This window comes from Adhaeribacter radiodurans, assembly GCF_014075995.1.
GTDB classification, from domain to species: domain Bacteria; phylum Bacteroidota; class Bacteroidia; order Cytophagales; family Hymenobacteraceae; genus Adhaeribacter; species Adhaeribacter radiodurans.
This window is the reverse complement of record NZ_CP055153.1, coordinates 566515-591565: the sequence shown is the minus strand read 5'-3', so window position 1 is coordinate 591565 and position 25051 is coordinate 566515. Positions and strand designations below refer to the sequence as shown.

Here is a 25051-nt window from a genome sequence, read left to right as displayed (position 1 = left end):
AAATTTGGATTCAGAAACGCATTATTTCATTTAATTTAGCGCGAAAATTACGGCGATTCAACCGATTACCAATAACCTATTAAAAAAGACAGCATATTTAGAGCATGGCAGAAGAAAAAACGATGAGGCTTAAACAGGTAGCAACAACCTTAAACATCAGTACGTCTACGGTGGTAGACTTTCTGGCGGCTAAAGGTTTTGATATCGAGAACAAACCTACCTCAAAAATAACATCGAAGCAGTTCGAGGTGCTGATGAATGCATTTGAATCGTCGGTTCAGGCTAAAATTGAGGCTGAAAAATTAAATATTAACAAAAAGCCTTCTGGTGTTGCTGCCCAAACAGAAGTGCCTGAGGTGAAGAAAGCCGACCCAAATATATTTGCGAAACCTAACCCTGCACCAAAACCTACCCCTACTCCCACTATACCTGAGGTAAAAAAACCTGAGATTCCTAAAGACGTGCCCGTTGAAACCGGAGTTAAATTACCAGGTCTTAAAGTAGTTGGCAACATTAATTTAAATAGCCCCAAAACTGCCCCGGCCCCAGTAGCTGCGCCTGCGCCAAAGCCTGTAGAACAACCGGTAGCAGTTGCGGAACATGAGCCTGCCCCAGTGATTGTAGATGTAGAGGAAAAACCAATAGAGATTCCGGAATTTAAAGAGCCTGAGGTTGAAGTTCCTCAACCAGAAATAGTTCATACCCCGGAACCGGAACCAGAAGCACCAGCAATACAACCAGTGATGGAGAAGGTTGAGGAAGCACCCGTTGCAGAAGTTCCTCAACAGATAGAACCGCAACCACAACCTGTAGCAGAACTTCCTGCTCCAACTGCCTCCGTAAATGATACTACTGTAGAAGAGCAAGCAGAAGCAGATGTGGAAGAAACGGAAGTTACCAACGAAGAAGTTTCACATAATAACGACGAAGAAATAGAACAAATTATTCCGGCCAAGGCAGATACCTTAAAAGGCCTTACTGTTTTAGGTAAAATTGAATTACCTAAAGATTTTCCGCGTAAAAAAGGCGGTAAACCAACTCCTGAAATCAGAAACAAGCCAGCGAGTGCCCCTGTAAGTAATAACCAGAACCAACATAGTTCTGCTAATACTGGTGGAGGCAGCGGAAACAATAAGAAAAAACGGAAACGTATTATTGTTCAGAACAACGCTGCTGCACCTGATCCATCTGAACGGCCGGTGGTAACACGCGGCGAGCGTAAAGATTTTAGCCAGCCGCGTCCAAACCAAGGAGGTAATAACAACCGGCCTAATAATCGTCCTGCTACACCAGGTGCCAATAACCGGCCGCCAATAGCTGCAGGAGCAAAACCAGAGGTTTCTGACAAACAAATTCAGGATCAAATTAAAGCTACCCTGGCTCGTTTAAGTGGTAACAAAAATACCAATACAAACCGGGCAAAATATCGCCGTGAGAAACGCTCGGCTATAGCTGATGCTACTGAAGAAAGAAGACAACAGGAACAATCAGAAGCTAAAATTTTAAAGTTAACTGAATTTATTTCGGCTAATGACCTGGCTTCACTCATGAACGTATCCGTTAACGATGTAATTAAAGTTTGTATGTCGTTGGGTATGTTCGTCTCTATTAACCAACGCCTGGATGCAGAAGCTATTACTATTATTTCAGACGAATTTGGCTACGATGTAGAGTTTTTATCTACTGAAGAGGAAGAAGTAATAGTAGAGGAAGAAGATGATACCGATGACCTGGTAGACCGTGCACCAATTGTAACTATAATGGGTCACGTTGACCACGGTAAAACTTCATTGCTCGATTATATCCGTAATTCTAAAGTAACTGCTGGTGAGGCAGGTGGTATTACCCAGCACATTGGAGCGTACGATGTATTAACGGATACCGGTAAACGCATTACCTTCTTAGATACACCAGGTCACGAGGCCTTTACGGCGATGCGCGCCCGGGGTGCTAAGGTTACCGACGTAGTTATTATTGTAGTAGCTGCCGACGATGATGTAATGCCTCAAACTAAAGAAGCATTAAATCATGCGCAAGCAGCAGGTGGTCCTATTGTAATTGCAATTAATAAAATAGATAAGCCTTCCGCGAACCCAGATCGTATCCGGGAACAATTAGCCGCTATAAATGTACTCGTGGAAGATTGGGGCGGTAAGTACCAATGCCAGGAAATCTCGGCCAAAACGGGGGTAGGTATACCGGAGTTGCTGGAAAAAGTATTGCTTGAAGCCGAATTATTGGAATTAAAAGCAAACCCAGACCGTAACGCGGTGGGTACTATTATTGAAGCTTCGTTAGATAAAGGCCGCGGTTATGTAACTACCGTGCTGGTACAAACCGGAACCTTGCACGTAGGAGATGTTATGTTAGCTGGTTCACATTACGGCCGCGTTCGGGCTATGACCGATCACCGGGGCAAAAAAATGAAAACAGCCGGACCTTCTACTCCTGTACAGGTGCTGGGTCTGGATGGTGCGCCGCAAGCTGGTGATAAGTTTGTTGTATACGATACAGAACGGGAAGCACGCGAAATTGCTTCGAGCCGCCAGCAGTTGCAACGCGAACAAAGCTTACGTACCAAGAAGCACATTACCTTGGATGAAATTGGCCGCCGTTTAGCAATTGGTTCTTTTAAAGAATTAAACGTAATTGTTAAAGGTGACGTGGATGGTTCCGTAGAAGCCCTTTCCGATTCATTACTAAAACTTTCTACGAACGAAGTTCAGGTAAATATTCTGGCAAAAGGCGTTGGTCAAATTTCAGAATCCGATGTATTGTTAGCTTCCGCTTCTGACGCAATTATTATTGGCTTCCAGGTGCGGCCATCGGCCAACGCGCGGAGACTCGCCGAGCAGGAACAAATTGATATCCGGCTTTACTCTATTATCTACAATGCTATTAACGAGTTGAAAGATGCAATGGAAGGTATGTTAGCACCAACTATGCAGGAGGTAGTAATAGCCAACGTAGAAGTACGCGAAGTATTCCGGATTACAAAAGTGGGTACTATTGCCGGCTGTATGGTTACTGATGGAACGATCAACCGCAATAGCCGGGTACGATTAGTGCGCGACGGTATTGTAGTTTTCTCTGGTGAAATCCTAGCTCTGAAACGCTTTAAAGACGATGTATCTGAGGTACGCCAAGGTTACGAATGCGGTATTAGCATTAAAAACTTTAACGATATTCAGGAAGGTGATATTATTGAAGCATACGAAGAACGCGAAGTGAAACGTACCTTGTAGAGTTAAGTCTTGCGTCAAGCAAGTAAGTTTTAAACAAAATTTATTTAAAATAAAAAAGCCGGAAGTGTACTTCCGGTTTTTTTATTTCCGTTATGTTAACAACTTTTAAAATGCTTAGCTGTTCTGATTAAATAAAATGGATGATTGTAGCCAGGATTACTTTTTACTTTCTTTTAATTAATTTACTAAAACCAATAGAGCAGCAATAGCAACAATGACTAGACTTCCAAAGGCTTTCATTAACTAGTCACTTTTAAACCTTTACAAATCATTAATGGCAAAACAGTAGTATACTGTATAATTTACCTAATTTTGCAACTTATTTAAATACAGTTAATTCCTGATTGCAGCGTGAGTTTTGAGATAAAGTTATCCCTTTTTGAAGGCCCTTTTGATTTGCTTCTTTTCTTTATTGAGCGCGATGAACTGGATATCCATGATATTCCAATCTATAAAATCACAAACGATTTTATGGCGTACATTGCTCAACTCGAAAAGTTAAATATGGACGTAGCCAGCGAATTTATTTTAACCGCTGCTACCTTAATGCGTATTAAGGCTAAAATGCTCCTGCCCCGGATAGAAAAGGACGAACAGGGTAACGACATAGATCCGCGTAAAGAACTGGTACAGCACTTACTTGAGTATAAAAAATATAAAGCCATAATCGGCGATATGGCCGAAATGGAAGAAAGACGCTTGCTCCAGGAAGAACGGGGTAATATTGAAGATGAATTACAGCTAATAGCTAAAAAAAGTAAACTCGATTATGAACTTCAGGATTTAAGCTTATATAAACTCATGCGGGTTTTTGAAAAAGCAATGAACCGCTACGAGGAAGAACAAAACCGGCCCAAACATACTGTTTATACTTACCCGTATACCATTGAACAGCAACGTGATTTTATTCAAACCAAATTACAAAAAGCTGGTTCTATCACTTTTACGGAACTCATAACGGCTTTTCCGGATAAAATTGGAATTATTTTTAATTTCTTAGCCATTTTGGATATGCTACAACTGCAGGTAATTAGCATAATTATTGACGAAGGCTTTAATAATTTCCGGCTTAAAGTATTTGAGGAATCTTTACAAGTAGCTTCTGATGGATCTGAATAGAAAAAAATTACTGGAAAACTTTTCGACAAAGCGAATATTAATTCCAGTATTTATTGGATTGGTGGTAATTGGCTACATGTTTTACCGGAACAACAATATCACCGATTTGCAAAATTTAAAAAATGCCCAGCCCTTTTGGCTGGTTATGACTATTTTGGTGTTAATAGTTCGCGATGCAGGATACGTTTATCGTATTCGGCATATCACCGAAAAAGTCCTTACCTGGCGCAAAAGCCTGGATGTAATTATGCTGTGGGAGTTTGCCTCCTGCGTGTTGCCGTCGGTGGCGGGTGGTTCTACGGTAGCGGCCTTTATTATTAACAAAGAAGGCATTCCATTAGGTAAGTCGTTGGCGTACGTAATGGTTACCGCTATGCTCGACAATATGTTTTTTTTAGCAGCAGTACCTCTAGTTTTGTTTGCCACCCAAGGCGATGTTTTCCCCGATGTAACCGCTCTACCCGAATCATTTAAAGCAGGTTTAGAGATTGCATTTATTATTAGCTATTTACTAATTGCTTTATACGCGATGTTAATGTGGTACGCTTTATTTCGCAACCCTAAAGCAGTTAAACGATTATTCCTACGAATTACTTCAATAGGTTTTCTAAAAAAGTGGCGGTTAGCGGCTTATAAACATGGCAACGAGTTAGTATGGGCGTCGCGGCAATTAAAAGGTTATTCTTTTGGTTATTGGAGCAGAGCCTGCTTATCTACTATCTTCGTCTGGACGGCTCGTTACTATGTTATTAATTGCTTGATTGCAGCTTTTACCAATATTGGCTTTCAGGACCACATGCTTATTTTTTCGCGTAACCTAATTTATAAAGTAGTACTGTTAGTAGCTATAACGCCCGGAGGCGCTGGTTTCGCCGAAATTGCTTTTCCTACTTTTTTTGGTAAATGGCTAGGTAGCTTTACCACTGTTATTGTATTGCTTTACCGCATGGTTACCTATTATCTTTATTTAATTTTAGGTTCTGTATTTTTACCACGCTGGGTATCCAGGGTATTTGGCACTAATGTTAAACCAGAATTAGAGCCGGAGCTATCAACCAAATAAAGTTTCTGAAAGGCCCCCTTTGTTAAAAGGTCTGGTTTCTTTTATAGAAATAAATTTTAAAACTAAGCATGCTTCTAATAATAAAAGAGAAAGCTGGCTCATTAAAATGAACCAGCTTTCTCTTTTATTATTTTAATTTAATGTTTACCCTATTTCATTATTGTTTGAAAAGCAGCCATTTAGAAACGCTCATCGGCAGCAAAAAAGAAATCTCCCTCGATTTGGGCATTTTCATCAGAGTCAGAGCCGTGTACGGCGTTGGCTTCAACAGATTTAGCAAACTTTTTCCGGATGGTTCCTTCTTCGGCTTGGGCCGGATTAGTAGCTCCAATCAACTTACGAAAATCGGCTACTGCATTTTCTTTCTCCAGAATCATGGCTACAATTGGGCCAGAGCTCATATAATTTACTAAACCCTCGTAAAAAGGACGTTCTTTGTGCACTTCGTAAAACTGACCAGCCCGCTCCGAAGTTAATTTTGTTTTTTTCAAAGCAACAATCCGGAAACCACCCGCTTCGATCATTTGAGTAATAGCGCCAATGTGGTTGTCTTGTACCGCATCCGGCTTAATCATTGTAAATGTTTGGTTAGTAGCCATGTATATAAATTTGTTTTTTTTAGTAAATAATAATATTTAATAGTTTATAAAGGTATATGTTGAAAAACTGGATTGCTGAATTGTTTTTAAATTGTACAACCTATTATGGATTATGTAAAAAAGTAAAACAACTTTCCAGTCTTTTAACCTTCCAACTTTAAAGCCAACCGCAAAACCGGCGCAAAATTAACAGAGTTCGGCAATATACTACTAATAATTAGCTGGTTTAAGCGTTATTTGACTGCTGTTTGAGCCTTGATAATTAATGTTTTGTTTTAAATTATTTTATACCGAATTTTGTGTCTTGCACCTAATTTTTAAAAAGGAGCTTTTAAGCTAAGAATGCAACAAATTACTGCTCTAAAGGAACTGCTTCAGGAACCAAAAGAGATTCTGATCACCACTCACCATAAACCTGATGCCGATGCATTAGGTTCTTCGCTGGGTTTAGCTGGTTACCTCAAAAAGAAAGGTCACGTAGTTACAGTAGTTACCCCTTCTGATTACCCGGATTTCCTTAACTGGATGAACGGTAACAACGAGGTAATTACCTACGACCCGAATGTAAATGATGAACTAGTACGTAAATTAATAAATCAGGCCAACGTTATTTTCTGTCTCGATTTTTCTTCGTTGAGTCGAATTAATGAATTGGGCCCTTATGTACAAGAAGCGCCGGGCGTAAAAGTACTGGTTGATCATCACTTAGAACCCGAGAATTTTGCCGAAATAAGTTTCTCCAATACCAAAGCTGCCGCTACCGCCGAGTTGGTGTTTGAATTAATTCGCGATTTAGGCGACCAATCGTTAATTGATGTTCATATTGGCGAATGCTTATACGCGGGCATTATGACCGATACGGGTTCTTTCCGGCATCCGAGTACCTCGCGTAATGTTCACTTAATTATTGCCGAACTGCTGCACGTTGGCGTGAACACTTCTAATATTCACCGTCTTATTTACGATAGTCATACTGAAACCCGGCTGCGGTTTTTAGGCTATGTGCTGAAAGATAAGCTAACCGTACTCCGGGAATTTAGAACAGCTTATATTGCTATTACAGCCGACGAATTAAAACACTATGATTCTAAAACCGGCGATACCGAAGGCCTCGTAAATTTTGCCTTATCTATTGAAGGAGTAGTTTTTGCTGCTTTAATAATTGACCGTAGTAACGCCGTTAAAATGTCATTCCGGTCGGTAGGCGATTTTTCAGTGAACGATTTTGCGCGCAAACATTTCCAAGGAGGTGGCCACCGCAATGCGGCTGGCGGTATATCGTACGATTCACTTACCGATACAGTAGCTAAATTTTTACAAACTTTACCTGAGTATAAAGACCAACTAACCAAAGATAATTAATTCGTAACCTATATTTAAAATGTTAAAAAAAAGTAAATTTTTCCTTCCCGTGCTTGCGGGTCTTTGTGCGTTACAAGCTTGTAACAATAATAAATCAGTAGATTTTAAGAAAGCCGATAACGGCGTTGAATACAAATTATTTACTAAAAACAAAAACGGTAAATTTGAACCTAAAAACGCACCTGCCAAAACGGATACAGTTGGTAAACCAAAAGAAGGACAGGTGCTTACCTTGGAAATGAAGTATTTTACCCAAAATAAATCCGGTAAAGATACGCTCTTGTTTGACACGCGTAAAAACGGTTTCCCGGTTCAAATTCCAATAATGAAAGCTACCTTTAAAGGCGGTTTAGAAGATGCATTTTCATTGGTTCGGCCAGGTGATAGCGCTGTTTTCCGAATCAGTGCCGATTCTTTATTTGCCAGAACGTTTCAGCAACCTATGCCTCCTTTTATTAAGAAAGGCTCAAAGTTAACCTTCCAGGTATTGGCTCAAAAGGTACAGTCGCAGCAGGAAGCCATGATGGATCAGCAGAAAATGATGATGGAATTCATGGAGAAACAAAACAAAAAAGATGAGCAAATTATTCAGGAATACGTTAAAAAAGAAGGTTTAAATGCTCAGAAAACAGCTTCTGGTTTATATTACGTAGTAAACCAACCGGGAAGTGGTGCACCGGCTAAAGCTGGCCAAACAGTTTCGGTTAAGTACAAAGGCACTTTGCTGGATGGTAAAGTATTTGACTCGTCGGATAATCCGCAATTAGGCGGTAAACCTTTTCAGTTTACTTTAGGCCAGCAGCAGGTAATCAGAGGTTGGGACGAAGGTATTGCTTTATTAAATAAAGGAGCAAAATGCACCTTAATTGTACCCTCCACTATGGGTTACGGACCACAATCGCAAGGGACTATCCCGGCAAATGCGGTGCTCCGCTTTGATGTTGAACTAGTAGACGTTAAATAATTGTTTGATTAAGTAGGATAGTGTAAGATACTGATTCCGAAACAGTTGAAAGAAAACAGGTTACATTCGTAATGAAAAGCGGTTGCAATAAACGGCCTACCTCTTCGTTTCGAGTGTAATCTTTATCTGACTAAAAATCCGGAGATTTAAATCCTATTTTTAACAAAATTTAACAACACTCATGAATCTAAAATCCATTTTTACTACGGTTATTAATAACCGATTATTAACTGCAATTTTCTTTTTTCTAAGTTTAACTGCGTTTTACGGCTGTAATAACAACGATGAACTGGAAGATGAAGCCCGCCGTCGGGAAGAAGCGTACAAAAAGCAATTAGCTATTGATACAGTTACTATCAAAAACTATATTCTTACTAAAAATATACCTAATGCCCAACGCTCGCCTTATAAATCCGGCTTGTTTTATGCCATACAAAAACCGGGTACCGGCGATAGCGCAGCTTTAGGAAAAACAGTAGTTACTCATTACATACTAACCAATTTACAAGGCGACACTCTTGATACCTCCCGTAAACCACGTTCTGGTCAAACAACCATTACCCCATTAACTTTCCAACTGGGCCGTGCTAATATTCTTTCGGGCTTCCAGGAAGGAGTTTCGCTGATGCGGGTAGGAGAACGTTCTTTATTCTTTTTACCTTCGGGCTTAGCTTACGGAGACCAGGCACAGGAAAAAATTCCGGCTAACAGCGTGTTAATATTCGACATTGAATTGCTGGAAGTAAAATAACTTATAATTTATGTTCCCAACTTTTAAAACACCCAGATTAACTACCATCCTCTGTTTTTTGGTGCTATTGCCCTTCTTAGGCTGTAAGAGCGAAGATCCGTACGAAAAATACAACCGGCAGCAACGTGAAGCAGACGACCAGTATATTCAGGAGTATCTAACTGCTAATAAAATTACAAACTTTACTAAAACGTCTACTGGTTTATACTATTTGCCCCAACAAGCCGGAACGGGGGCTAAGGTGCAAAAAGGCAATTTGGTGAAGATGCATTACATAGGTAAATTCCTGAATGGTCAAAAGTTTGAATCATCTTACGATACTGGTATTCCGCTTACTTTCACGGTAGGATCTGGTCAGGTAATTCGGGGTTGGGATGAAGGTGCCTTGTTAATGAGTGATCAGGAAAAGGCTACTTTAATTGTTCCTTCGCATTTAGCTTACGGGCAATATGGAAGCCCATCCGGCTCAATCCCGGGGGGTACTGTTTTAGTATTTGATATGACTATATTAGAAGTTAAATAGCTCGTTCTCCTTCTTAATCAACCAATTATTAAAAAGAGAGCGCCACTTAGTAGTAAGTGGCGCTTTTTTATTGATAAAGCATTTAACCGCAAATTAATTTAGCTAAATCAATGCCTTGGTATAATTAAGCATAAAGGCATAAGTTATTTAACAGTAAAATTTTAATACTTTAATTTAATCAGATAACACTTCAGAAAGTACTTGCAAAGATTTGATTTCGCCGAGTTTTTCCACGTGTAATTGATAATACCGGATTAAAATAAGTAAAAGTTCTTTCCGGACTTTATTGTTCATAAAAACCTCCTCGGAGCTCTGCATTAAAGCATCAAAATAAGCTTCAAACATCTGAAAATGCAGTACTGAACCACGGCTTTGGGTAGCCGTACCCACCGAAAAGGCTACTTGCGAAGTAATGTCGGCCCCCGAGGTAGGACCAAAACCTAGATAATGCGCTAACTGCAGCAAAAAGAACAGATGGAAATTACTAAATCCTTGCTCTTGCTGATCGAAATAAACAATAGAATCGTACAAAAACCCGAATAAAGGCGGATTCTCTTCTTCTTCCTGAATAGTATAGGCTAGTACTTCCGATAAAAATAAAACAATACTACTCTTGCGGGTATCGAACGGAATACTGGAAAACGGGTAATTACATTTATACTCCGATATTCGGGTAATGCCGCCCTTAGACGAAGTGTACACCACCATATCCAGTAAAGTAAATGGCTGAAACAAAGCAATTCGGGCTCCAGGTCCTTTCTTGCGCACACTGTTTACAATATAGGTTTGCAGGCCTAATTGTTCGGTATAAACCCGGGCAATAATAGAAGTTTCTCGGTACTTTATAAAATTAAGAACAATACCGCGTGTTTTTACCAGCACCGCTTGGGGAGTTTAGAGTTATAAGTTAAGAGTTAAACGAATAGAATAGCTCAGAAGATTTAGTTGAATAGTAGCAGAGATTATGAAAAAGTAAGTAGTAAAAATGTCATTCCAGATTTATAAAAAGTAGTTATTACTCCGGAAAGAATTTCTACTTTATTTAATAAGAGAAATTTACCCTATAGGTATTCAAAAAACTGTAACCTAATCCACTACGGCTACTTTACTAATGCAACTCTGGCTGCCATCGGAAGTGGAACTAAAAACCAGATATACGCCGGTTTTTACGCGACGCCCGTGCACATCGCGGGTGTTCCAGGCTACTGTACCGCCGGCAGCTTGGGTTTCGTAAACTAAATGGCCCGCTGTATCGGTAATTTTTACGCGCGCGTTATTGGGTAAATCTGAAATAGCTACTAAGCCTTCCGACTCGGGGCGTACCGGGTTGGGGAAAACCGTAGCGCAACTTGGCTTGCCTTCGGTAACGGTAGCCGCTCCTCTATAACTTACTAAACCAACATCGGTGGAGATAAATACTTCGCCGGTTTTTTGGTTTATACTAATATCTGCAATTTTATTAGACAGCAAAGGACTATTTTCACTGGTAAAGTTAGCCAATAACTTATCTCCATTTTCGTTAAACAGCCACAATCCCGCATCGGTGCCTATCCATTTTCGGTTACCGCCATCTACCGCAATGGCCCGTACTAATTGTCCTTCCAGAGTGGGTCGGCCATTAATAATTGGCTGACTAGCCGTAAAATCGTTACCAAAAGCTTGATCCGGATCATCAAAAATGGCTAATCCATTATTTGTACCTACCCAAATAGCACCCATTCGATCTTTAGCCAGACTATAAACATCTAAGCCAGGTAGGTTAGCATTAGCCGGCGTGAAATGTTTAAAAGTATTGGCCACGTCATCAAAGACTAATAAACCTTTTGCACTCGTACCATTTTTACTAAGTGCCATCCACTTAAAGTTTACATCGTCTATTACAATACGTTCTAAGTTGCTGCCATCCGAAAAGCCAGGAAAAGAAAACGATTGCCAGGTATTGTCGAGCTTTAACACGTGCAAACCCGGTAAATTAGGAAACTGATTACGATTTAATACCCAAATATTTCCTTCGGCATCGGCTGCCACATCGGGTACCCGGGTAAAGTTATTGTTATTGGGCAAAGAAGATAGTAAAGTACTATTTGTAGGGTCATATACTTTAAATTGTCCCAAACCTGCCCATTCCAAAAGCCCATTACCGTAAGAACCCATGTATAATTTTTGATTAACAGGATTGCGGACTGCCCGGGTTAAATCGGTTATTGCCGGAAATTGATTAGGATCGGTTTGTAACCAGCTGGTATAATTTGTCCATTGCCCGTTGGCATATTCGTAAAAACCTGCTTTAGCGCCTCGCTGTTCGTACGATTGGTTATAGCCGCCTTCCAGCACGAAAGTAGCTGCATTATCGGAATACACACTAAAGGCTTGATTAGAAAATGGCCCGGCCGGTACAATAGCTGTATAGGTATTATTTACTAAATGCATCAACCCCCTACTGTAATCGGCTATCCAATAGCTTTGATCGGCACTTTGCAGGGCTGCCCGAGGCTGTTTTAATAAAGGATCATCATAAATTTGTACCTGACCAGCGGCATCCAGCAAAATAACGTTGTTCTGGTTGGCAATAAGTAAATGATTGGCAGTTGCATTTAATTGGTACGCTTCGGTATTAGTTAGGTCTGCGGCGGTAGGCACCCATGCTTTTCCGTTAAATTTATAAACTCTTTCCTGATTTAATCCGGCGTAGATACTTTGAGAAAAAGTGGCAATGGTTTTACTAACAGCAGCTACCGGCAAACCAGCTTCCGTACCGAAAGTGCGCCAACTTTTATAATCGAGTAAGTTAGGCCCGTTTAAAGAAGCTGCCATTAAGCCGTTTGAGGTGGCTAAGTATATGCTATCGTTAAGCGTGGCGCTGGCATACACATCTAAAATTTGCCCGTTTAGCCCCAGATTGCTATACGTTTCTTTAATTTCCAGCTTTTCTAAATCCAGCACTACTACACCAAAGCTTGTAGCCAGATAGGCGTTTTTATCACGAAAAGTAATTTGATGTATCGTTTTGTCGCCTGGGATGTTCTTGCGAGCTATATCGGTTAAAGCAATTATTTCGCCTTCCCGAAGCAAATCCAAATGGGTATCTTCGTAGGCAATTACCAGCGTTTGAGTACCAGTTTCATACGCCAGGGTACTAATATTAATGCTATGAAAACCGTCGGATTTAGAAAGCGTTTTTATTTGATTAAACTCTGTATCAAATAAAAAAAAACCATCTTCGGTGGCACAATAAATTTTACTATCCACTTCAGCTATTGCTTTAGCCCGGTTATAAGGTACATGCACTTGCCATTTTCCAAGCCCCAAAGTACTTTGTTGCGCGTAAACTTTTCCGGCCCCAATACACCCAAGCACTATCCCCAAAACACTTATATATACCCGGTTTACCAGCAGCCTGTTACTCACAAAATTTACTATTTGTTCTTCAGCATAAGTTAATATTTTTCGCCCATAAATCAGTTATCCTTATTCTTCTAAACTTTCGAATTGAATGCCTCCTACCCGACCGTCTTTTAAAATATCTATTACTATCATTCCTCGGGTTGGATCTTCCAGAATTAAATTTTCTTTGAACTGCCACTCCGCGCCGGGTAAATCTGCATTTTTAAGAGTAACAAAATAGATGTAATTCTTCTTTTCCCAAACGCCCCGGGTACATTGTTTAGCTGCCTCTATAATTTCAATTTTTTCCGGCAATTGCTCTTTTAGTAAATTTACCAGCCAATTCGGATTATATTTTACCCACATTTTCAGGTTGAACGTTTAAAAATTTACTATTTACATTTAACCAGGCCCGATAAGCTTTGTTATGAGCAGGTTCTCTATTTAAATAATCTGGAATTTAAAAGTAGTTCGATTTAGTAAAGGATTGGCTTATTTGATACCACTACTTTTGAGCTAACTGTTTCATTCCTTCCAGAAAACAAATACGGCAACGAGCTTCATACGAATCCGTTTCGCCGAGCAGGATTTTTTCATCTGAAGCAGATACCCGGAAGGAATACGAAGCAATATCGCCGCAGCACACACATACAGCATGTACTTTAGTTACATATTCGGCAATAGCCATTAAGGCCGGCATGGGTCCGAAAGGCTTTCCTAAATAATCCATATCCAAACCCGCTGCAATTACCCTAATGCCGCGGTTGGCCAGAATGTCGCACACTTCAATTAAACCTTCATCAAAAAATTGTGCTTCGTCGATACCTACTACGTCGCAACTACTGCCAAGGAGTAACATATCGTGGGCAAAGTTTACCGGAGTAGAACGAATAGTCATAGCACTATGCGTTACTACATCTTCCAGATGATAGCGGGTATCTAATGCCGGTTTAAATATTTCAACGCGTTGATGGGCAATTTTAGCCCGGTTTAACCGGCGAATTAACTCTTCTGTCTTGCCCGAAAACATGGCCCCGCAAATTACCTCAATCCACCCGCGTTTTTGGTTATGTTTTACTCCAACTCGTGGCTCTATAAACACCTTCTAAATATTAAAATATGATTATCCCGATCAGGATGAAAAATTTAAATTTAAAACACTAGTACTTCACTTTGAATAGATTACGTGCGGAAACTTGGTTTGCTCGGGTATATAACCGCTCACTTCGCCAGTGGGCAACATACATTGGCACAATAATCGTTCGTTCTCTTTCAGCCGACCCTGGTTACGAAACTTTTGTTCGGCGGCGCTTAAGGCAGTAAAATAAGATTGTCCTTCGGTAACAATTAACCGGCAGGTAGTACAACGGCCTTTAGCACCGCAAGCGTGCATCCAATCAATACCGGCTTCTAAAATAGCTTGCAAAATTGTTTGCCCGGCGGCAACGTTAATAGCTTTGCCAAACAGGTTTTGTATCTTTACTATCGGCATTCTTTTTATCTTTGCCAGCCAATTAGTCTAGTTGTCGTCATGAAAGACAAATATAATCAAATAAGCGTAGAGCGGTACAGTCGTCAGTTAGCAAAAGTCTTATCCGATCGGTACTTTAACGCCACGGATACTATTAATGGTCAGCAACTCATCCATTTTGCTCCCATTAAACAAATTAACTTGTTCCTGATAAAAGAACTCCTGCATCAGTGGAACAACGAAATGGCTAACTTAAAAAGTCCTTATTTCGATTTTGAAAACGAGGAAGTGAAAGAAGCCTTGGTGCAGTTTATGAACGTACTTTCGCGTAAAATACTAATCCGGCGCACTCACTTTGAACCTTTACTAACCAAAGCCATTGCTGATACTTTTCTTTGGGTTCTAGATCCGGTTGCTGCCTTTGATCAGAAGTTTTTGCAAGTTTCGGAAGATTTATCCGCTGCTTCGCTCGAGGCGCAAGTAAAATATGTGAATATAGATAAAGAGTTGGTCCGGGAATTTATTTCTACTTTACCACCAGGCACTTTAAGCAAGGAAAACATACTGACTAAATTTAGAGAACTTCTGGAAAGTCGATCTTCCGAAAAAACGCAACCAGAAGCTATCATCGCCGAATTTAATGCTTTACTTTCCATTAAAAGCGAAGACATCGAGCATCCTGTTCCGCAAGCAGCTGTTCCCACTACTACCCGCACCGTTGATGAGTTAACCATTTCTCCGGAACGGTTTACGCCGCAACCACCATCGGCCGTACCGGTACATCCAGCATCTGCTCCGGTAAAACCAGTTGCTGCTCCCCTTAATGGAACTAAAGAAAGTAATTTGAACGAACGCTTTAAAGCCGAACGTTCGGGCACCACCTTAAACGAAAAGTTTGTGAAGCTCGAGGTGCCTAATATTGCTAACAACGAAATGAGTAAAAAAATAGAATCGCTGAAAGACTCTATTTCCATAAATCAGCGGTTTAGTTTTATTAATGAGTTGTTTAACGGGGAAAACGTGGAATATTACCAGGCTATTCAAGCACTTGATAAATTTGAAGATGCTGCCAGCGCTAAAAACTATGTTACGCAAAACTTAGCTTCCCGCTACGATTGGACCCGCAAAGAAGAACACATTAATAAATTACTCCGGCTCATTGACCGTAAATTTGCAGATAGCTGATAAAATTATTCGTTCTACAAAACAAAAAGCCGGAGATCATTACTCCGGCTTTTTGTTTTGCTATTGCTATGTTCTGTTAAAAGAAGGCTCGCTTTTACTTTGTTGCGGTAGGATAACTGCTTTTTACGTTATGAATGGTTTGTAATAAGCCATCGGTGTAGGTATCGCTGGCTAGTTGCCAGAACATGATTCCTCCTAATTTATTATCCAGCACGTATTTCGTTTTTATTTCAATTGAGCGCTTGTCATCGTAAGTAAAAAACAGCTTTTTAGCTGAGTTGTATAAATAAGGTGCTTTGGCGGTTTCGTCCCAAAAAGATACATAACCACTGTCGGCGGGTAATTGAGTAGTAAAATCTTTAAAATCTACGCCACTTTTAAACTTACCAGGTTGGTTAAGACCATTATTCACATTTTCTACGTTTTGGAACATTCTGCCGTAAAATGCAGCTCCTACAATTAGTTGTTCGCGGGGTATACCTAAATTGATTAAGTAATTTACGGCAAAGTCGGTAGAATTTTCCTGATTTGGGGTAGAATACAAACCCGTATGGTGGCCGGTAACCTTAGAATACCCGTTTATCAGGTCGTAGGTCATCAAGTTTACGTAATCTACCTGATGCATTACTTTCTTCCATTCAACGGCTTTTTCTAAAAATTCTTTAAACCCACCCGCCGCAAAGCTCAACTCATATTTAGAGTCTAATTTTCTTAATGTTTTTACCAGCTTCGTAAAGTTCTGTTTATCTGCCGGGGTAAATTTATGGCCAGGATACCCTTCTACCGCTGGATATTCCCAATCTAAATCTAACCCATCGGTACCAAAGTGCTGGTGCAATTCTTTTATAGATTGCGCGAATTCTTGTCTTCCTTTTTTAGTAGAAAAAACATCGGAACAAGGTTCGCAACCACCCCACCCACCCAGGGATACAATCACTTTTAGCTGCGGATTTTTCTTTTTTAAGGATACCATTTTTCGAATAGTAGCGGAATCCTGAGCGCTTCTGACCTTAAAACGATTTCCTTCTAAGTGACCAAAGCAGAAAATAATATGTGTCATTTGATTAACGTCATAGCTATCTAACTCATCCGGACCGCCCGCATAATAAGCCAAAACGCGCATTTTATTCGTTGATTGCCCAAACCCAACCGTGGTAAATAGGCAAAGTGCCAGTAAAGTCAAAAGTTTTATCTTAGTAATAATCTTCATTCTATTTTTAAGTAAGTAAATGTATTCCACCAATCCGGTGAAAAAACGCAAATATATTTTCATGAGCCGATACGGGCAAAACAACTTTCACCAGATTCAGCTTTTATAATTTAAAATTTAGTAAATAAAATCTAACTACACACCCGATAACTCGGCAGGTTGGGTATTAGGAAGAGCCTGGTACAACACGAAAGAACCTTTTTCATCTTTTTCTGGCTGTACTTGCTGTTCTTTAGTGCCTTGTTTTACTTTTACCGCTTTCCAGGTGGCAGGCACGTAGGTTTTTAAAGTAAGCGGCAGATCATACAAATTTTTATCTAGAGAGTGCGTTAAATTAACGGTAATAATATTTCCTTTTTGTTCGCCTTGAACTTTGCCGTTCATTCTTTCCCGCATATATTTGGCAACATCCCCAAAAGTAGCAACCCAAAGTTTATCTTCCTTAGCCTTAATGTACCTGAAATATTCGTCAAGTAAGGTTGTGGGCAAAGCTTCCCAGCCAATTCCTTCTACCCCGTGTATAACCAACACCAACCAGTTATTATCGTGAGCGGCAACGGTATCTACCCAGGATTTCATTAAAGGCAAAGGTGTTTTAGTAGTAGCGCCGCGTTGCCATTGCACGTACTCTTTTTTTAAACTACCCGGCTGTTCGTCGCTGCCACGGTTTATCTCGGCTAAGAAGGGTTCGGGCATGCGGTTTCTTAAAGCCGGGTATATTTTTTTGGCGTATTCTACTACCCGCTCATTTTCGGTTCCGTATGGTCCTTCGGCCGAGAAAGTATATTTTGGACCGAGTTGCTTTAGAATATCCTCTTTACTTTTTTCCAGCTCATAAAGCATATTGGGCTCATCTAAGGCAGCTAAGCGAGGGTGGGTTACGGTATGGCTGGCAAATTCATGGCCTTGCGCCGCGTAACTCCGGATTTTATCCCAGGTAACTCCTCTGGCTTCGGCTACTTCTTTATTGGCCAGGTAACCGGGTTTAAAGGCTCCTTCTCTTACTTTCTTATAAACTTCATCTATTACCTTATAGGCTTCTTCTGGTTTTCCGGCATCTACTAAAGCACCGGCCTGGCTATGATAGTCGATGGTTCCCTGGTAACCTAAAAAGCCAACGGCCGATGCCCGTTCAAAAAAGTTTTCTTTGTTGGTAGGTTGGGTAGCGGTTTCGGCAATAATTTCTTTTACTGGTCGACCAATAAACCGGCCTTGGTACTGAGAACCTGGTATTTGTCCGGTAATAATAAAAAAGGTAGCCGGAAAACCCAGTTCGTTCATAATAGGCAGCGCTTTGGCAAACTGGTTAGTAGAACCATCGTCGTAGGTAAGCGAAACAGCGGCCTTTTTGCCGTACTGCCAATTGGCAATTTCGGTTTGACCAATAACTTCTTCCTTACGGTTACAGGCACTGATAATTGAAATAATAGCCGCTGAAACTAAGGTAATTTTTTTAAACATGATATGAAGGAAAAAAGAAATAAGTGCGTGATTTTAGTTAAGGTAGTACCTGGTGGATGGTGGAGATTAAATACTCTTTCGGGTCGCGAAAATATTCCCAGAAAAATATGCCAGCTAGTTTATTTTTTTGAATGTACTTACACTTTTGCTTAATGGATTTTTCGTCGTCGTAGGTGATAAATACTTTGCTGCTGGTATTAAATAAATAAGGTGCTTTGGCTTTCCGGTCCCAGTAACGTTTGTAACCCTGCTGGTTAATCATAGCATCTTTAATATCGGAATATCCGCCGCCTTGAGCAGCTTTTACGCGGGTTTGGTTTAAGCCTTTGTTCTTGGCGCTGCCGGCTTCCCAGCCCTTGCCGTAAAATGCAGCCCCTAAACCTAGTTTATGCGCCGGAACACCCGCCGCTATAAAATTTTTCACCGATTGGTCGGCCGAAGAACCCGGCACCTCACTCTTAGCTGGGTACAAATTGGTATGATGCCCAACGGTATTGTTTTTACCAGAGTAGTCGTAGGTCATTAAATAAATGTAATCCAGGTATTGCTGCACCTTATCCATTTCGGTGTTTTGGATGAAAGATTTAGACCCACCAACGGCCGCTGTTAATTCATACTTTCTTCCAGTTTCTTTTTCGAGTTTATCTAATTCTTCCCGAACGGCTTTAAACATTAAGGTATAATTTTGCTTATCCTCGGGCCGGAAAATATTACCTTCTTCGCCTTTCATGGCCGGGTATTCCCAATCAATATCTACTCCGTCCAGTTTATATTGCCGGATGATATCTACGCTGGTGCGGGCAAACAAAGCGCGGGAAGTAGGCGTTAAAACGGCATCCGAAAAGAAATCGCTCCAGCCCCAACCGCCAATTGAAATTAAGATTTTCAAATTTGGATTTTTAAGCTTCAGCGCGTTCAGCTTCCGGAAATTAATAGAATCGGTAGCCAGATTGGTTAGTACTGCCATGCTGTCTTTGCAATTAACAAAGGCGTAAATAATATGCGTTAGTTTTTCAGCATCAATTTGGTCGGCCGCAACTAAACCTCGGAAGCCTCCTACGTAACCAGTTACCACGTATTTTTTTGGCTTAGGAGTTTCCGGAGGATTGGGTTTGGGTTTAGTAAAAACTGTTAGAGCGGTAAAGAAAGCCAAGCAGAATAAGCTGAATCGTTTATTTATCATATATTAAACTTTAATTACTAATTTTCAAGGACATAATGCAGCAAGCACCAATAGTTCCAAATTCCAGCATTTTTTCAATCCAAGTGAAATGAAACGAAGTTAATCCTAAACTTTCTGGGCAGCTTAAACCGAAGCGCGGGAAAGTTCTTCCCGGAGGCGGGTGGCTACTATTTTTTCCTGTCCGGGTTTCAACATCCAAACGGTAACAGTAATGTTGTTTTCCTGACCATCGCCTACTTCAATGGAAGGATTTCCCATGCGCAACTTTTCCTGCAAATCCGTTGACTTCATTTTTATTTTGCTCTGGTCCCAGGCTATTTTCAGGGTGGGGGTATGATTACCTAATGGCGGAGCTGTAACCGAAGTAGTAATACCGTCTACTTTTTTAACTGCATTCTCAATATGGGCGACACCTGCTTCCCATTGTTTCCATACTTTATTCTGGTCCTGAGTCACGAACTTCTCCAGCGCCACGTACATGCCCAGAATTTCTTCTTTGTTCACCTTCATGCCCCGGCCAATATTATAGCCCCGTGGTAGCATGTGCTGGCGGGCAGCGGCAATTATATCCTTTTTACCCATTAGAATACCTGCACTTTGAGGGCCACGTAGAGCTTTACCACCTGAAATTACCACAAAGTCGAAGCCCATGTCGTTAAATCGCCAGAGATTTTCTACTGGAGGCACATCGGCGGCAATATCAATGGAAGTAGGTATGTTGTGTTTCTTACCTAAGGCTACCCATTCTTCGTGCTGAATTTTTCCCTGGTCGGACTGGATATGCAGGAAATGCATTAAAGCTGTTCGCTCGTTAATAGCTTTTTCTACATCTTCCACGGTTTCAACCATTACCATTTTGCAACCAGTATTGGTAAGGGCATGGTTATACACAATATCGTGGCCTTTTTGGCAAATAACTTCCGATTTCATGCCGGTGTATTCCAGGTGGGGTAAGGCTTCAATTTTTTTCTGATCCATACCTGTTAAAATGCCCGCCAGGCCTAAAGTCATGCCTGCAAAGGCACCGGACGTAACCACCGCTGATTCGGAGTGAGCAATTTTAGCAATCTTCTCCCCTACCTTATCCTGCAATTCATCAATCAAACAAAAATCTTTTGCGCTGCCGTTAATGGCATCCAGCACTTCGTCGTGCATCAGGGAACCGGTCATGCGGGTATAAGTGCCTGCCGCGTTAATAAAGGTACGCACTCCTAATTCCTTAAATAAGTCTCGCTTCCGGGACGGAGCAGCCAGGGAAGCTGATACGGGTAAGGCTGGCCCCAACAATCCGCCTACAAAAGGAATAGCAGACAAATGTTTAATTAATTTTCTTCGGCTTAACATGAAAGTAGTTGTTTGTTATTTGTTGTTCGGACTCTAATCTTTTGGTAGAAAACTCCTTGTGAGTATTTATATTATAAACCAATTTCGTAGAAGTAATTACTATTCAGACTTTTACTTCGTTACACGTAAGCAATACAATCCATTTCTACCAGAGAATCGCCGGGTACGCCGCCGTAAGTGGCTACTGTAGTACGCACCGGTGGTTTGCTGCCAAACCGTCCACGGAAAACTTCGTTCATAGCTTTATAATCGTTTAAATCAGCCAGATACACATTCACCTTTAATACCTTTTGCATAGAAGAACCCGCTTTTTTTAGTTCGGAATCCAGTTCTTTTAAAACATGCTCGGTATGTGCTTTAATATCACCCTCAAAATGAGCTCCTTTGCCGGCCACAAAAACCAGATTACCCATTTTAGTAGAGCCCGAAAATAAAGGTACGTCCTGATAATTAGTCACATTAAATACTTCTTTTTCCAGGGGAGCACTGGCTTTGGCGCTATTAGTTAAGCCCAAACCGGCAATACCAGCCACAGAAGCAAACAATCGTTTTAAAATAGATCTTCTTTGTACATTTTCCATAGGTACCTGAATAAGTTTGGTTGAAGAATAGAGTTGATTCGTTGCTCTAAATATAAACTTTTTGCCGGCAATGCCCCAAATTCTTTAAAGCTGGAATAAATTGGCAAGTCTTTTTGTGTAAGCCTCAAATTGATGGTAGTAATTTATTACAAAATGCTCATAAAAAAGCATTCAGGCGAAGAGGGTATCTTTTTGAATTCAAGTACTCTGGTTTTAGGAATCTGGATTTTTGTATTATATTAAAAGCTCTATTTACCTGGTTAAATTTTTATGCACCTACTTTTTCATAAAAAAATAAAAAAACTCAACTATTCCTTTTTATTCTTTTTCGGTTTAGCTGTTTTACTTACTCTGGAGAATTGTGCTCCCAAGAAAAAACAAAGTAGTATAGTTTGGGATAAAAACCTCTACACCATTGGTTCGCAATCTTCGCCGAGAGCCGAAGATTTAAATAAAGATGGCGTATTGGATATTGTTATTGGTGGGGGCAAAAACGAATTTCAACAAAGTGACCAAGGAATTTTGGCCTTAAATGGTAAAACCGGAGAAGTATTATGGCAACAGGAAGCTCCAGACCAGGTATATGGTTCAGCTACATTTTATGATATTTCCGGCGACAGCGTAAAAGATATTTTTATTGGTGGCCGGTCTCCGAACTTAAAGGCTTTGGATGGTAAAACCGGAAAAGTAATCTGGAAGTATGATTACCAGTACGAGAAAGATCCTATTTTACGCTATGCCCGTTTCAATTTTTACAACATTGCCTTAGTTCCCGATCAAAATAAAGATGGTTTGCCAGATTTACTGGCTCTTAACGGCGGTAATGCGCAGGCCAAGCCTAATTCCGAAGCGGACCGATTTCCGGGCGTGTTAATGGTTATTGATGCGAAAACTGGTCTGGTGTTAGCCGCCGACACCATGCCCGACGGAAAAGAATCGTATATGTCGCCGTTGTGCTTTAAACAGCCCGACAGTCCGGATTACAATATTGTATTTGGCACAGGCGGCGAAACCATACCAGGAAGTTTGTACATCACGAAACTTTCTGATTTAATGGAAAAGAAATTGAACCGGTCCAAAGTACTTGCCACCGAGAAAGGCCACGGATTTATTGCCCCACCGGTTTTAGCCGATATAACGCAGGATGGTAATTATGATATTGTAGGCATCTCGCACGGTAGTACCGTTTTTGCCATAGATGGAAAAAATCAAAAACAATTATGGAAGCAAAATATTCCGGGTACCGAATCCAGTAATAGTTTTGCCGTGGGCTATTTCACCGACGATGATATTCCGGATTTCTTCACTTTTGTGAGCAAAGGCGCTTGGCCGGCAAATACCGGTACCATGCAAATGTTAATAGATGGCAAAGACGGCCACATAGCGTACCAAAATTCCTTAGGTTGTTCCGGATTTTCTTCGCCGGTAGTTTATGATTTAAATAACGATGGTCAGGACGAAGCAATTATTAGCATTAATGAATATGATTGCACCCGCGATTTAACCAATCAATCTTCTTTCCCGATTGAAAACAAGCTTTTAGCCATCAACTTTAAAGACAAATCTATTAACACCATTGACCAAACCAGCGGATTTAAAAATATTTTCTCCACTCCCTGGATTGGCGACTTGGATAATGATGGGTTTCTGGACATTGTTCATTGCCAGTATTTCAGCCATTCCGATATCCTCTCTTTTTTGGGTATGCGGGTAAAACGAATTGATACTCCCATTAAAATTAAAGAAAAGCCTCTATGGGGAGCCTACATGGGTTCTAATGGTAACGGTTTGTTTTCGACGGCCCGGTAAGAGGTTATAAGTAGTAGGTAGTAGGTAGTAGGTTTTAAGTTTTACGTTAAATTTAATTCAAATTATCCGGCGAAAATCTTCTCTTCACCGAAACAACAAACTTCTTTTAAGGTGGGTTGTTTCAATAAAGTAAGCCCCAATTGAAAATTTAAATTGATTCCTGCGTAAAAAAGCCATTACCTTCGCTCTTGTTGTCAAAAGAATTACTAAACCATGAAATTACACTACCGCGATTTAGGTCAGGGCACTCCGTTTGTTATCTTACATGGTTTATTTGGCCTTTCGGATAATTGGCAAACTTTGGCTAAATACTGGAGCCAGAAATACCACGTATACCTGCTCGATTTACGAAACCACGGTCGCTCGCCGCACAGTACTGATTTTAATCACGACTTAATGGTCGAAGATTTAGCAGAATTTATAACCGACCACCAGTTAGTTAATCCGGTTGTGATGGGTCATTCGATGGGTGGTAAAGCAGCCATGAACTTTGCTCTCAGCTATCCTGAAAAAGTAAATAAATTAATTGTGGTAGATATAGCTCCGCGTCCTTACCCTGTGCACCACCAAGATATTATTAACGGATTAAATGCCATTAATATAAGCACCATGACCAGCCGTAGCGAGGCAGAAGCTGCTCTGTTACCTTATATTCCAGAAGCAGATACGCGGTTATTTTTGCTAAAAAACCTTTACCGAAAAGAAGATAACACCTTTGGCTGGCGCATGAATTTAGCCTCAATTGAACAAAACATTGAAGAAATAGGCCGCGAAATTACTGCTGAAGTACCATTTACTAAACCTACATTGTTTATAAAAGGAGGCAACTCCCGCTACATACAGGAAAAAGACTATCCAGCTATTCAACGTTTATTTCCGCAGTCGCAAATTGTCGCTGTGGAGAATGCTGGCCACTGGGTACACGCCGAAGCGCCTGAAAAGTTTTACCAGTTGGTTGTAGATTTTATCCGTTAACGGCATGCCTACACCCGGTATAATTTACCTTATTCCCACCATACTTGCCGAGGATACTGCGGCGGCCGTTATTCCGGCGCAAGTAACGCAGTGCATTTCCGGACTTTCGTACTTTATCGTGGAAAACGCCCGCACAGCCCGGCGTTATATTAAAACCATGGCTACCGATAAAGTTATTGAATCGTTGCTGATTACCGTAATTGATAAAAACTCTTCGGAAGCAGAAGTTAAAAAAGCTTTAGAGCCGATTACCAAGGGGCAAAACGCCGGTATTATTTCGGAAGCTGGCTGCCCCGGCGTAGCTGACCCGGGTGCCGAAGTAGTAAAATTGGCGCATCGCGCCGGAATAAAAGTAGTGCCCTTAGTAGGTCCATCGTCGATATTAATGGCCCTGATGGGTTCTGGTTTTAACGGGCAGTCGTTTGCTTTTCACGGGTATTTGCCCATCGAGAAAAAAGACCGGGTACAGGCCATCCGGAATTTAGAAAAAGAAATGCTGCAGCGCGACCAAACGCAAATCTTTATGGAAACGCCTTACCGCAACAATCAAATGCTCACCGATTTATTGCAACAGCTTCACCCTACTACCCGCCTTTGCATTGCCACCAATATTACCGGCCCGAACGAATTTATCAAAACCAATACCATCGCGAATTGGCAAGGCAATTTACCCGACATTCATAAGCAGCCCACGGTTTTCTTAATTTACCGCTCATAGTTTACTATTTTTGTTAATGTTCTTTCGGTCTTGGTTTTTCCTTTTTCTATTTTGGTTTATACCAGTTTTTAATTTTGCCAAAACCGCAGGAACAAATAAAAAAT

At 40.8% G+C, this 25051-nt stretch carries 22 protein-coding genes; 11 read left to right on the top strand and 11 right to left on the bottom strand.

The features are described from left to right. Positions 1-104 precede the first annotated feature (104 nt). The 3 genes from infB to HUW48_RS02970 all read left to right on the top strand — a co-directional run bounded on the left by infB (position 105) and on the right by HUW48_RS02970 (position 5427). Entirely contained in the window at positions 105-3245 is a 3141-nt protein-coding gene (gene infB, locus HUW48_RS02980) for a translation initiation factor IF-2 (RefSeq protein WP_182414260.1), read from the top strand. A gap of 351 nt (positions 3246-3596) precedes the next feature. After that, positions 3597-4364 (top strand): segregation and condensation protein A, encoded by a 768-nt coding sequence (locus tag HUW48_RS02975; protein WP_182414259.1) that lies wholly within the window; start codon positions 3597-3599, stop codon positions 4362-4364. Continuing rightward, positions 4351-5427, top strand: coding sequence for a lysylphosphatidylglycerol synthase transmembrane domain-containing protein (locus tag HUW48_RS02970; RefSeq protein ID WP_182414258.1), 1077 nt, complete (start codon positions 4351-4353; stop codon positions 5425-5427). Before HUW48_RS02975 ends, HUW48_RS02970 begins: the two co-directional genes overlap by 14 nt. A gap of 179 nt (positions 5428-5606) precedes the next feature. Here the strand turns inward: HUW48_RS02970 and HUW48_RS02965 are convergent, their stop codons facing one another. Next, entirely contained in the window at positions 5607-6026 is a 420-nt protein-coding gene (locus tag HUW48_RS02965) for a nucleoside-diphosphate kinase (RefSeq protein WP_182414257.1), read from the bottom strand. Between the two features lie 342 nt (positions 6027-6368). On the opposite strand from HUW48_RS02965, the gene HUW48_RS02960 reads away from it, so the two are divergent. The 4 genes from HUW48_RS02960 (at position 6369) to HUW48_RS02945 (ending at position 9626) form a co-directional block, all read left to right on the top strand. Beyond that, positions 6369-7388: a DHH family phosphoesterase gene (locus tag HUW48_RS02960; RefSeq protein WP_182414256.1), complete on the top strand. Its 1020-nt coding sequence runs from the start codon at positions 6369-6371 to the stop codon at positions 7386-7388. Between the two features lie 19 nt (positions 7389-7407). After that, positions 7408-8352 carry an FKBP-type peptidyl-prolyl cis-trans isomerase gene (locus HUW48_RS02955; protein WP_182414255.1) on the top strand — a complete coding sequence of 315 codons (945 nt, stop codon included), beginning with the start codon at positions 7408-7410 and terminating at the stop codon, positions 8350-8352. A 181-nt stretch (positions 8353-8533) separates the two neighbouring features. Beyond that, positions 8534-9103 carry an FKBP-type peptidyl-prolyl cis-trans isomerase gene (locus HUW48_RS02950; protein ID WP_182414254.1) on the top strand — a complete coding sequence of 190 codons (570 nt, stop codon included), beginning with the start codon at positions 8534-8536 and terminating at the stop codon, positions 9101-9103. 10 nt (positions 9104-9113) lie between these two features. Continuing rightward, entirely contained in the window at positions 9114-9626 is a 513-nt protein-coding gene (locus HUW48_RS02945) for an FKBP-type peptidyl-prolyl cis-trans isomerase (protein ID WP_182414253.1), read from the top strand. Positions 9627-9800: 174 nt separating this feature from the next. Here the strand turns inward: HUW48_RS02945 and recO are convergent, their stop codons facing one another. From recO to HUW48_RS02920, 5 genes are all read right to left on the bottom strand, one after another. Further along, entirely contained in the window at positions 9801-10508 is a 708-nt protein-coding gene (recO, locus tag HUW48_RS02940; RefSeq protein ID WP_182414252.1) for a DNA repair protein RecO, read from the bottom strand. A gap of 204 nt (positions 10509-10712) precedes the next feature. Then, positions 10713-13034 carry a type IX secretion system anionic LPS delivery protein PorZ gene (porZ, locus tag HUW48_RS02935; RefSeq protein WP_182414251.1) on the bottom strand — a complete coding sequence of 774 codons (2322 nt, stop codon included), beginning with the start codon at positions 13032-13034 and terminating at the stop codon, positions 10713-10715. 60 nt (positions 13035-13094) lie between these two features. Next, complete coding sequence (locus HUW48_RS02930) at positions 13095-13376, bottom strand: hypothetical protein (protein ID WP_182414250.1); 282 nt, start codon at positions 13374-13376, stop codon at positions 13095-13097. Positions 13377-13515: 139 nt separating this feature from the next. Continuing rightward, positions 13516-14112, bottom strand: coding sequence for a thymidine kinase (locus HUW48_RS02925; RefSeq protein ID WP_182414249.1), 597 nt, complete (start codon positions 14110-14112; stop codon positions 13516-13518). A 66-nt stretch (positions 14113-14178) separates the two neighbouring features. Next, complete coding sequence (locus HUW48_RS02920; protein WP_182414248.1) at positions 14179-14502, bottom strand: 2Fe-2S iron-sulfur cluster-binding protein; 324 nt, start codon at positions 14500-14502, stop codon at positions 14179-14181. Between the two features lie 39 nt (positions 14503-14541). Here HUW48_RS02920 and HUW48_RS02915 point away from each other — a divergent pair, with 39 nt between their 5' ends. Beyond that, complete coding sequence (locus tag HUW48_RS02915; RefSeq protein WP_182414247.1) at positions 14542-15666, top strand: hypothetical protein; 1125 nt, start codon at positions 14542-14544, stop codon at positions 15664-15666. A 94-nt stretch (positions 15667-15760) separates the two neighbouring features. Here the strand turns inward: HUW48_RS02915 and HUW48_RS02910 are convergent, their stop codons facing one another. The 5 genes from HUW48_RS02910 to HUW48_RS02890 all read right to left on the bottom strand — a co-directional run bounded on the left by HUW48_RS02910 (position 15761) and on the right by HUW48_RS02890 (position 21445). Next, entirely contained in the window at positions 15761-16876 is a 1116-nt protein-coding gene (locus HUW48_RS02910; RefSeq protein ID WP_220463986.1) for a glycoside hydrolase family 18 protein, read from the bottom strand. 135 nt (positions 16877-17011) lie between these two features. Next, positions 17012-18337, bottom strand: a complete 1326-nt coding sequence (locus HUW48_RS02905; RefSeq protein ID WP_182414246.1) for a polysaccharide deacetylase family protein — start codon at positions 18335-18337, stop codon at positions 17012-17014. Positions 18338-18374: 37 nt separating this feature from the next. Further along, entirely contained in the window at positions 18375-19520 is a 1146-nt protein-coding gene (locus HUW48_RS02900; protein ID WP_182414245.1) for a glycoside hydrolase family 18 protein, read from the bottom strand. 123 nt (positions 19521-19643) lie between these two features. After that, the gene (locus tag HUW48_RS02895) at positions 19644-20864 is read right to left on the bottom strand and encodes an aminotransferase class V-fold PLP-dependent enzyme (RefSeq protein WP_182414244.1); all 1221 of its coding nucleotides are present in this window, start codon (positions 20862-20864) and stop codon (positions 19644-19646) included. Between the two features lie 119 nt (positions 20865-20983). Then, a complete protein-coding gene (locus tag HUW48_RS02890; RefSeq protein ID WP_182414243.1) occupies positions 20984-21445 on the bottom strand; it encodes a RidA family protein in 462 nt (153 codons plus the stop codon). Positions 21446-21715: 270 nt separating this feature from the next. On the opposite strand from HUW48_RS02890, the gene HUW48_RS02885 reads away from it, so the two are divergent. The 3 genes from HUW48_RS02885 to HUW48_RS02875 all read left to right on the top strand — a co-directional run bounded on the left by HUW48_RS02885 (position 21716) and on the right by HUW48_RS02875 (position 24947). Continuing rightward, positions 21716-23254 carry an outer membrane protein assembly factor BamB family protein gene (locus tag HUW48_RS02885; RefSeq protein WP_182414242.1) on the top strand — a complete coding sequence of 513 codons (1539 nt, stop codon included), beginning with the start codon at positions 21716-21718 and terminating at the stop codon, positions 23252-23254. Positions 23255-23467: 213 nt separating this feature from the next. Beyond that, the gene (locus HUW48_RS02880) at positions 23468-24229 is read left to right on the top strand and encodes an alpha/beta fold hydrolase (protein ID WP_182414241.1); all 762 of its coding nucleotides are present in this window, start codon (positions 23468-23470) and stop codon (positions 24227-24229) included. A 4-nt stretch (positions 24230-24233) separates the two neighbouring features. Then, positions 24234-24947, top strand: coding sequence for an SAM-dependent methyltransferase (locus HUW48_RS02875; protein ID WP_182414240.1), 714 nt, complete (start codon positions 24234-24236; stop codon positions 24945-24947). The last annotated feature ends 104 nt before the right edge of the window (positions 24948-25051 follow it).

Bases quoted from the DNA above. Each gene is read 5' to 3' on its own strand.
- infB (WP_182414260.1), top strand. From the start codon at position 105: ATGGCAGAAGAAAAAACGATGAGGCTTAAACAGGTAGCAACAACCTTA.
- HUW48_RS02970 (WP_182414258.1), top strand. From the start codon at position 4,351: ATGGATCTGAATAGAAAAAAATTACTGGAAAACTTTTCGACAAAGCGA.
- HUW48_RS02965 (WP_182414257.1), bottom strand. From the start codon at position 6,026: ATGGCTACTAACCAAACATTTACAATGATTAAGCCGGATGCGGTACAA.
- HUW48_RS02960 (WP_182414256.1), top strand. From the start codon at position 6,369: ATGCAACAAATTACTGCTCTAAAGGAACTGCTTCAGGAACCAAAAGAG.
- HUW48_RS02955 (WP_182414255.1), top strand. From the start codon at position 7,408: ATGTTAAAAAAAAGTAAATTTTTCCTTCCCGTGCTTGCGGGTCTTTGT.
- HUW48_RS02950 (WP_182414254.1), top strand. From the start codon at position 8,534: ATGAATCTAAAATCCATTTTTACTACGGTTATTAATAACCGATTATTA.
- HUW48_RS02945 (WP_182414253.1), top strand. From the start codon at position 9,114: ATGTTCCCAACTTTTAAAACACCCAGATTAACTACCATCCTCTGTTTT.
- HUW48_RS02930 (WP_182414250.1), bottom strand. From the start codon at position 13,376: ATGTGGGTAAAATATAATCCGAATTGGCTGGTAAATTTACTAAAAGAG.
- HUW48_RS02920 (WP_182414248.1), bottom strand. From the start codon at position 14,502: ATGCCGATAGTAAAGATACAAAACCTGTTTGGCAAAGCTATTAACGTT.
- HUW48_RS02915 (WP_182414247.1), top strand. From the start codon at position 14,542: ATGAAAGACAAATATAATCAAATAAGCGTAGAGCGGTACAGTCGTCAG.
- HUW48_RS02910 (WP_220463986.1), bottom strand. From the start codon at position 16,876: ATGAAGATTATTACTAAGATAAAACTTTTGACTTTACTGGCACTTTGC.
- HUW48_RS02905 (WP_182414246.1), bottom strand. From the start codon at position 18,337: ATGTTTAAAAAAATTACCTTAGTTTCAGCGGCTATTATTTCAATTATC.
- HUW48_RS02900 (WP_182414245.1), bottom strand. From the start codon at position 19,520: ATGATAAATAAACGATTCAGCTTATTCTGCTTGGCTTTCTTTACCGCT.
- HUW48_RS02895 (WP_182414244.1), bottom strand. From the start codon at position 20,864: ATGTTAAGCCGAAGAAAATTAATTAAACATTTGTCTGCTATTCCTTTT.
- HUW48_RS02890 (WP_182414243.1), bottom strand. From the start codon at position 21,445: ATGGAAAATGTACAAAGAAGATCTATTTTAAAACGATTGTTTGCTTCT.
- HUW48_RS02885 (WP_182414242.1), top strand. From the start codon at position 21,716: ATGCACCTACTTTTTCATAAAAAAATAAAAAAACTCAACTATTCCTTT.
- HUW48_RS02880 (WP_182414241.1), top strand. From the start codon at position 23,468: ATGAAATTACACTACCGCGATTTAGGTCAGGGCACTCCGTTTGTTATC.
- HUW48_RS02875 (WP_182414240.1), top strand. From the start codon at position 24,234: ATGCCTACACCCGGTATAATTTACCTTATTCCCACCATACTTGCCGAG.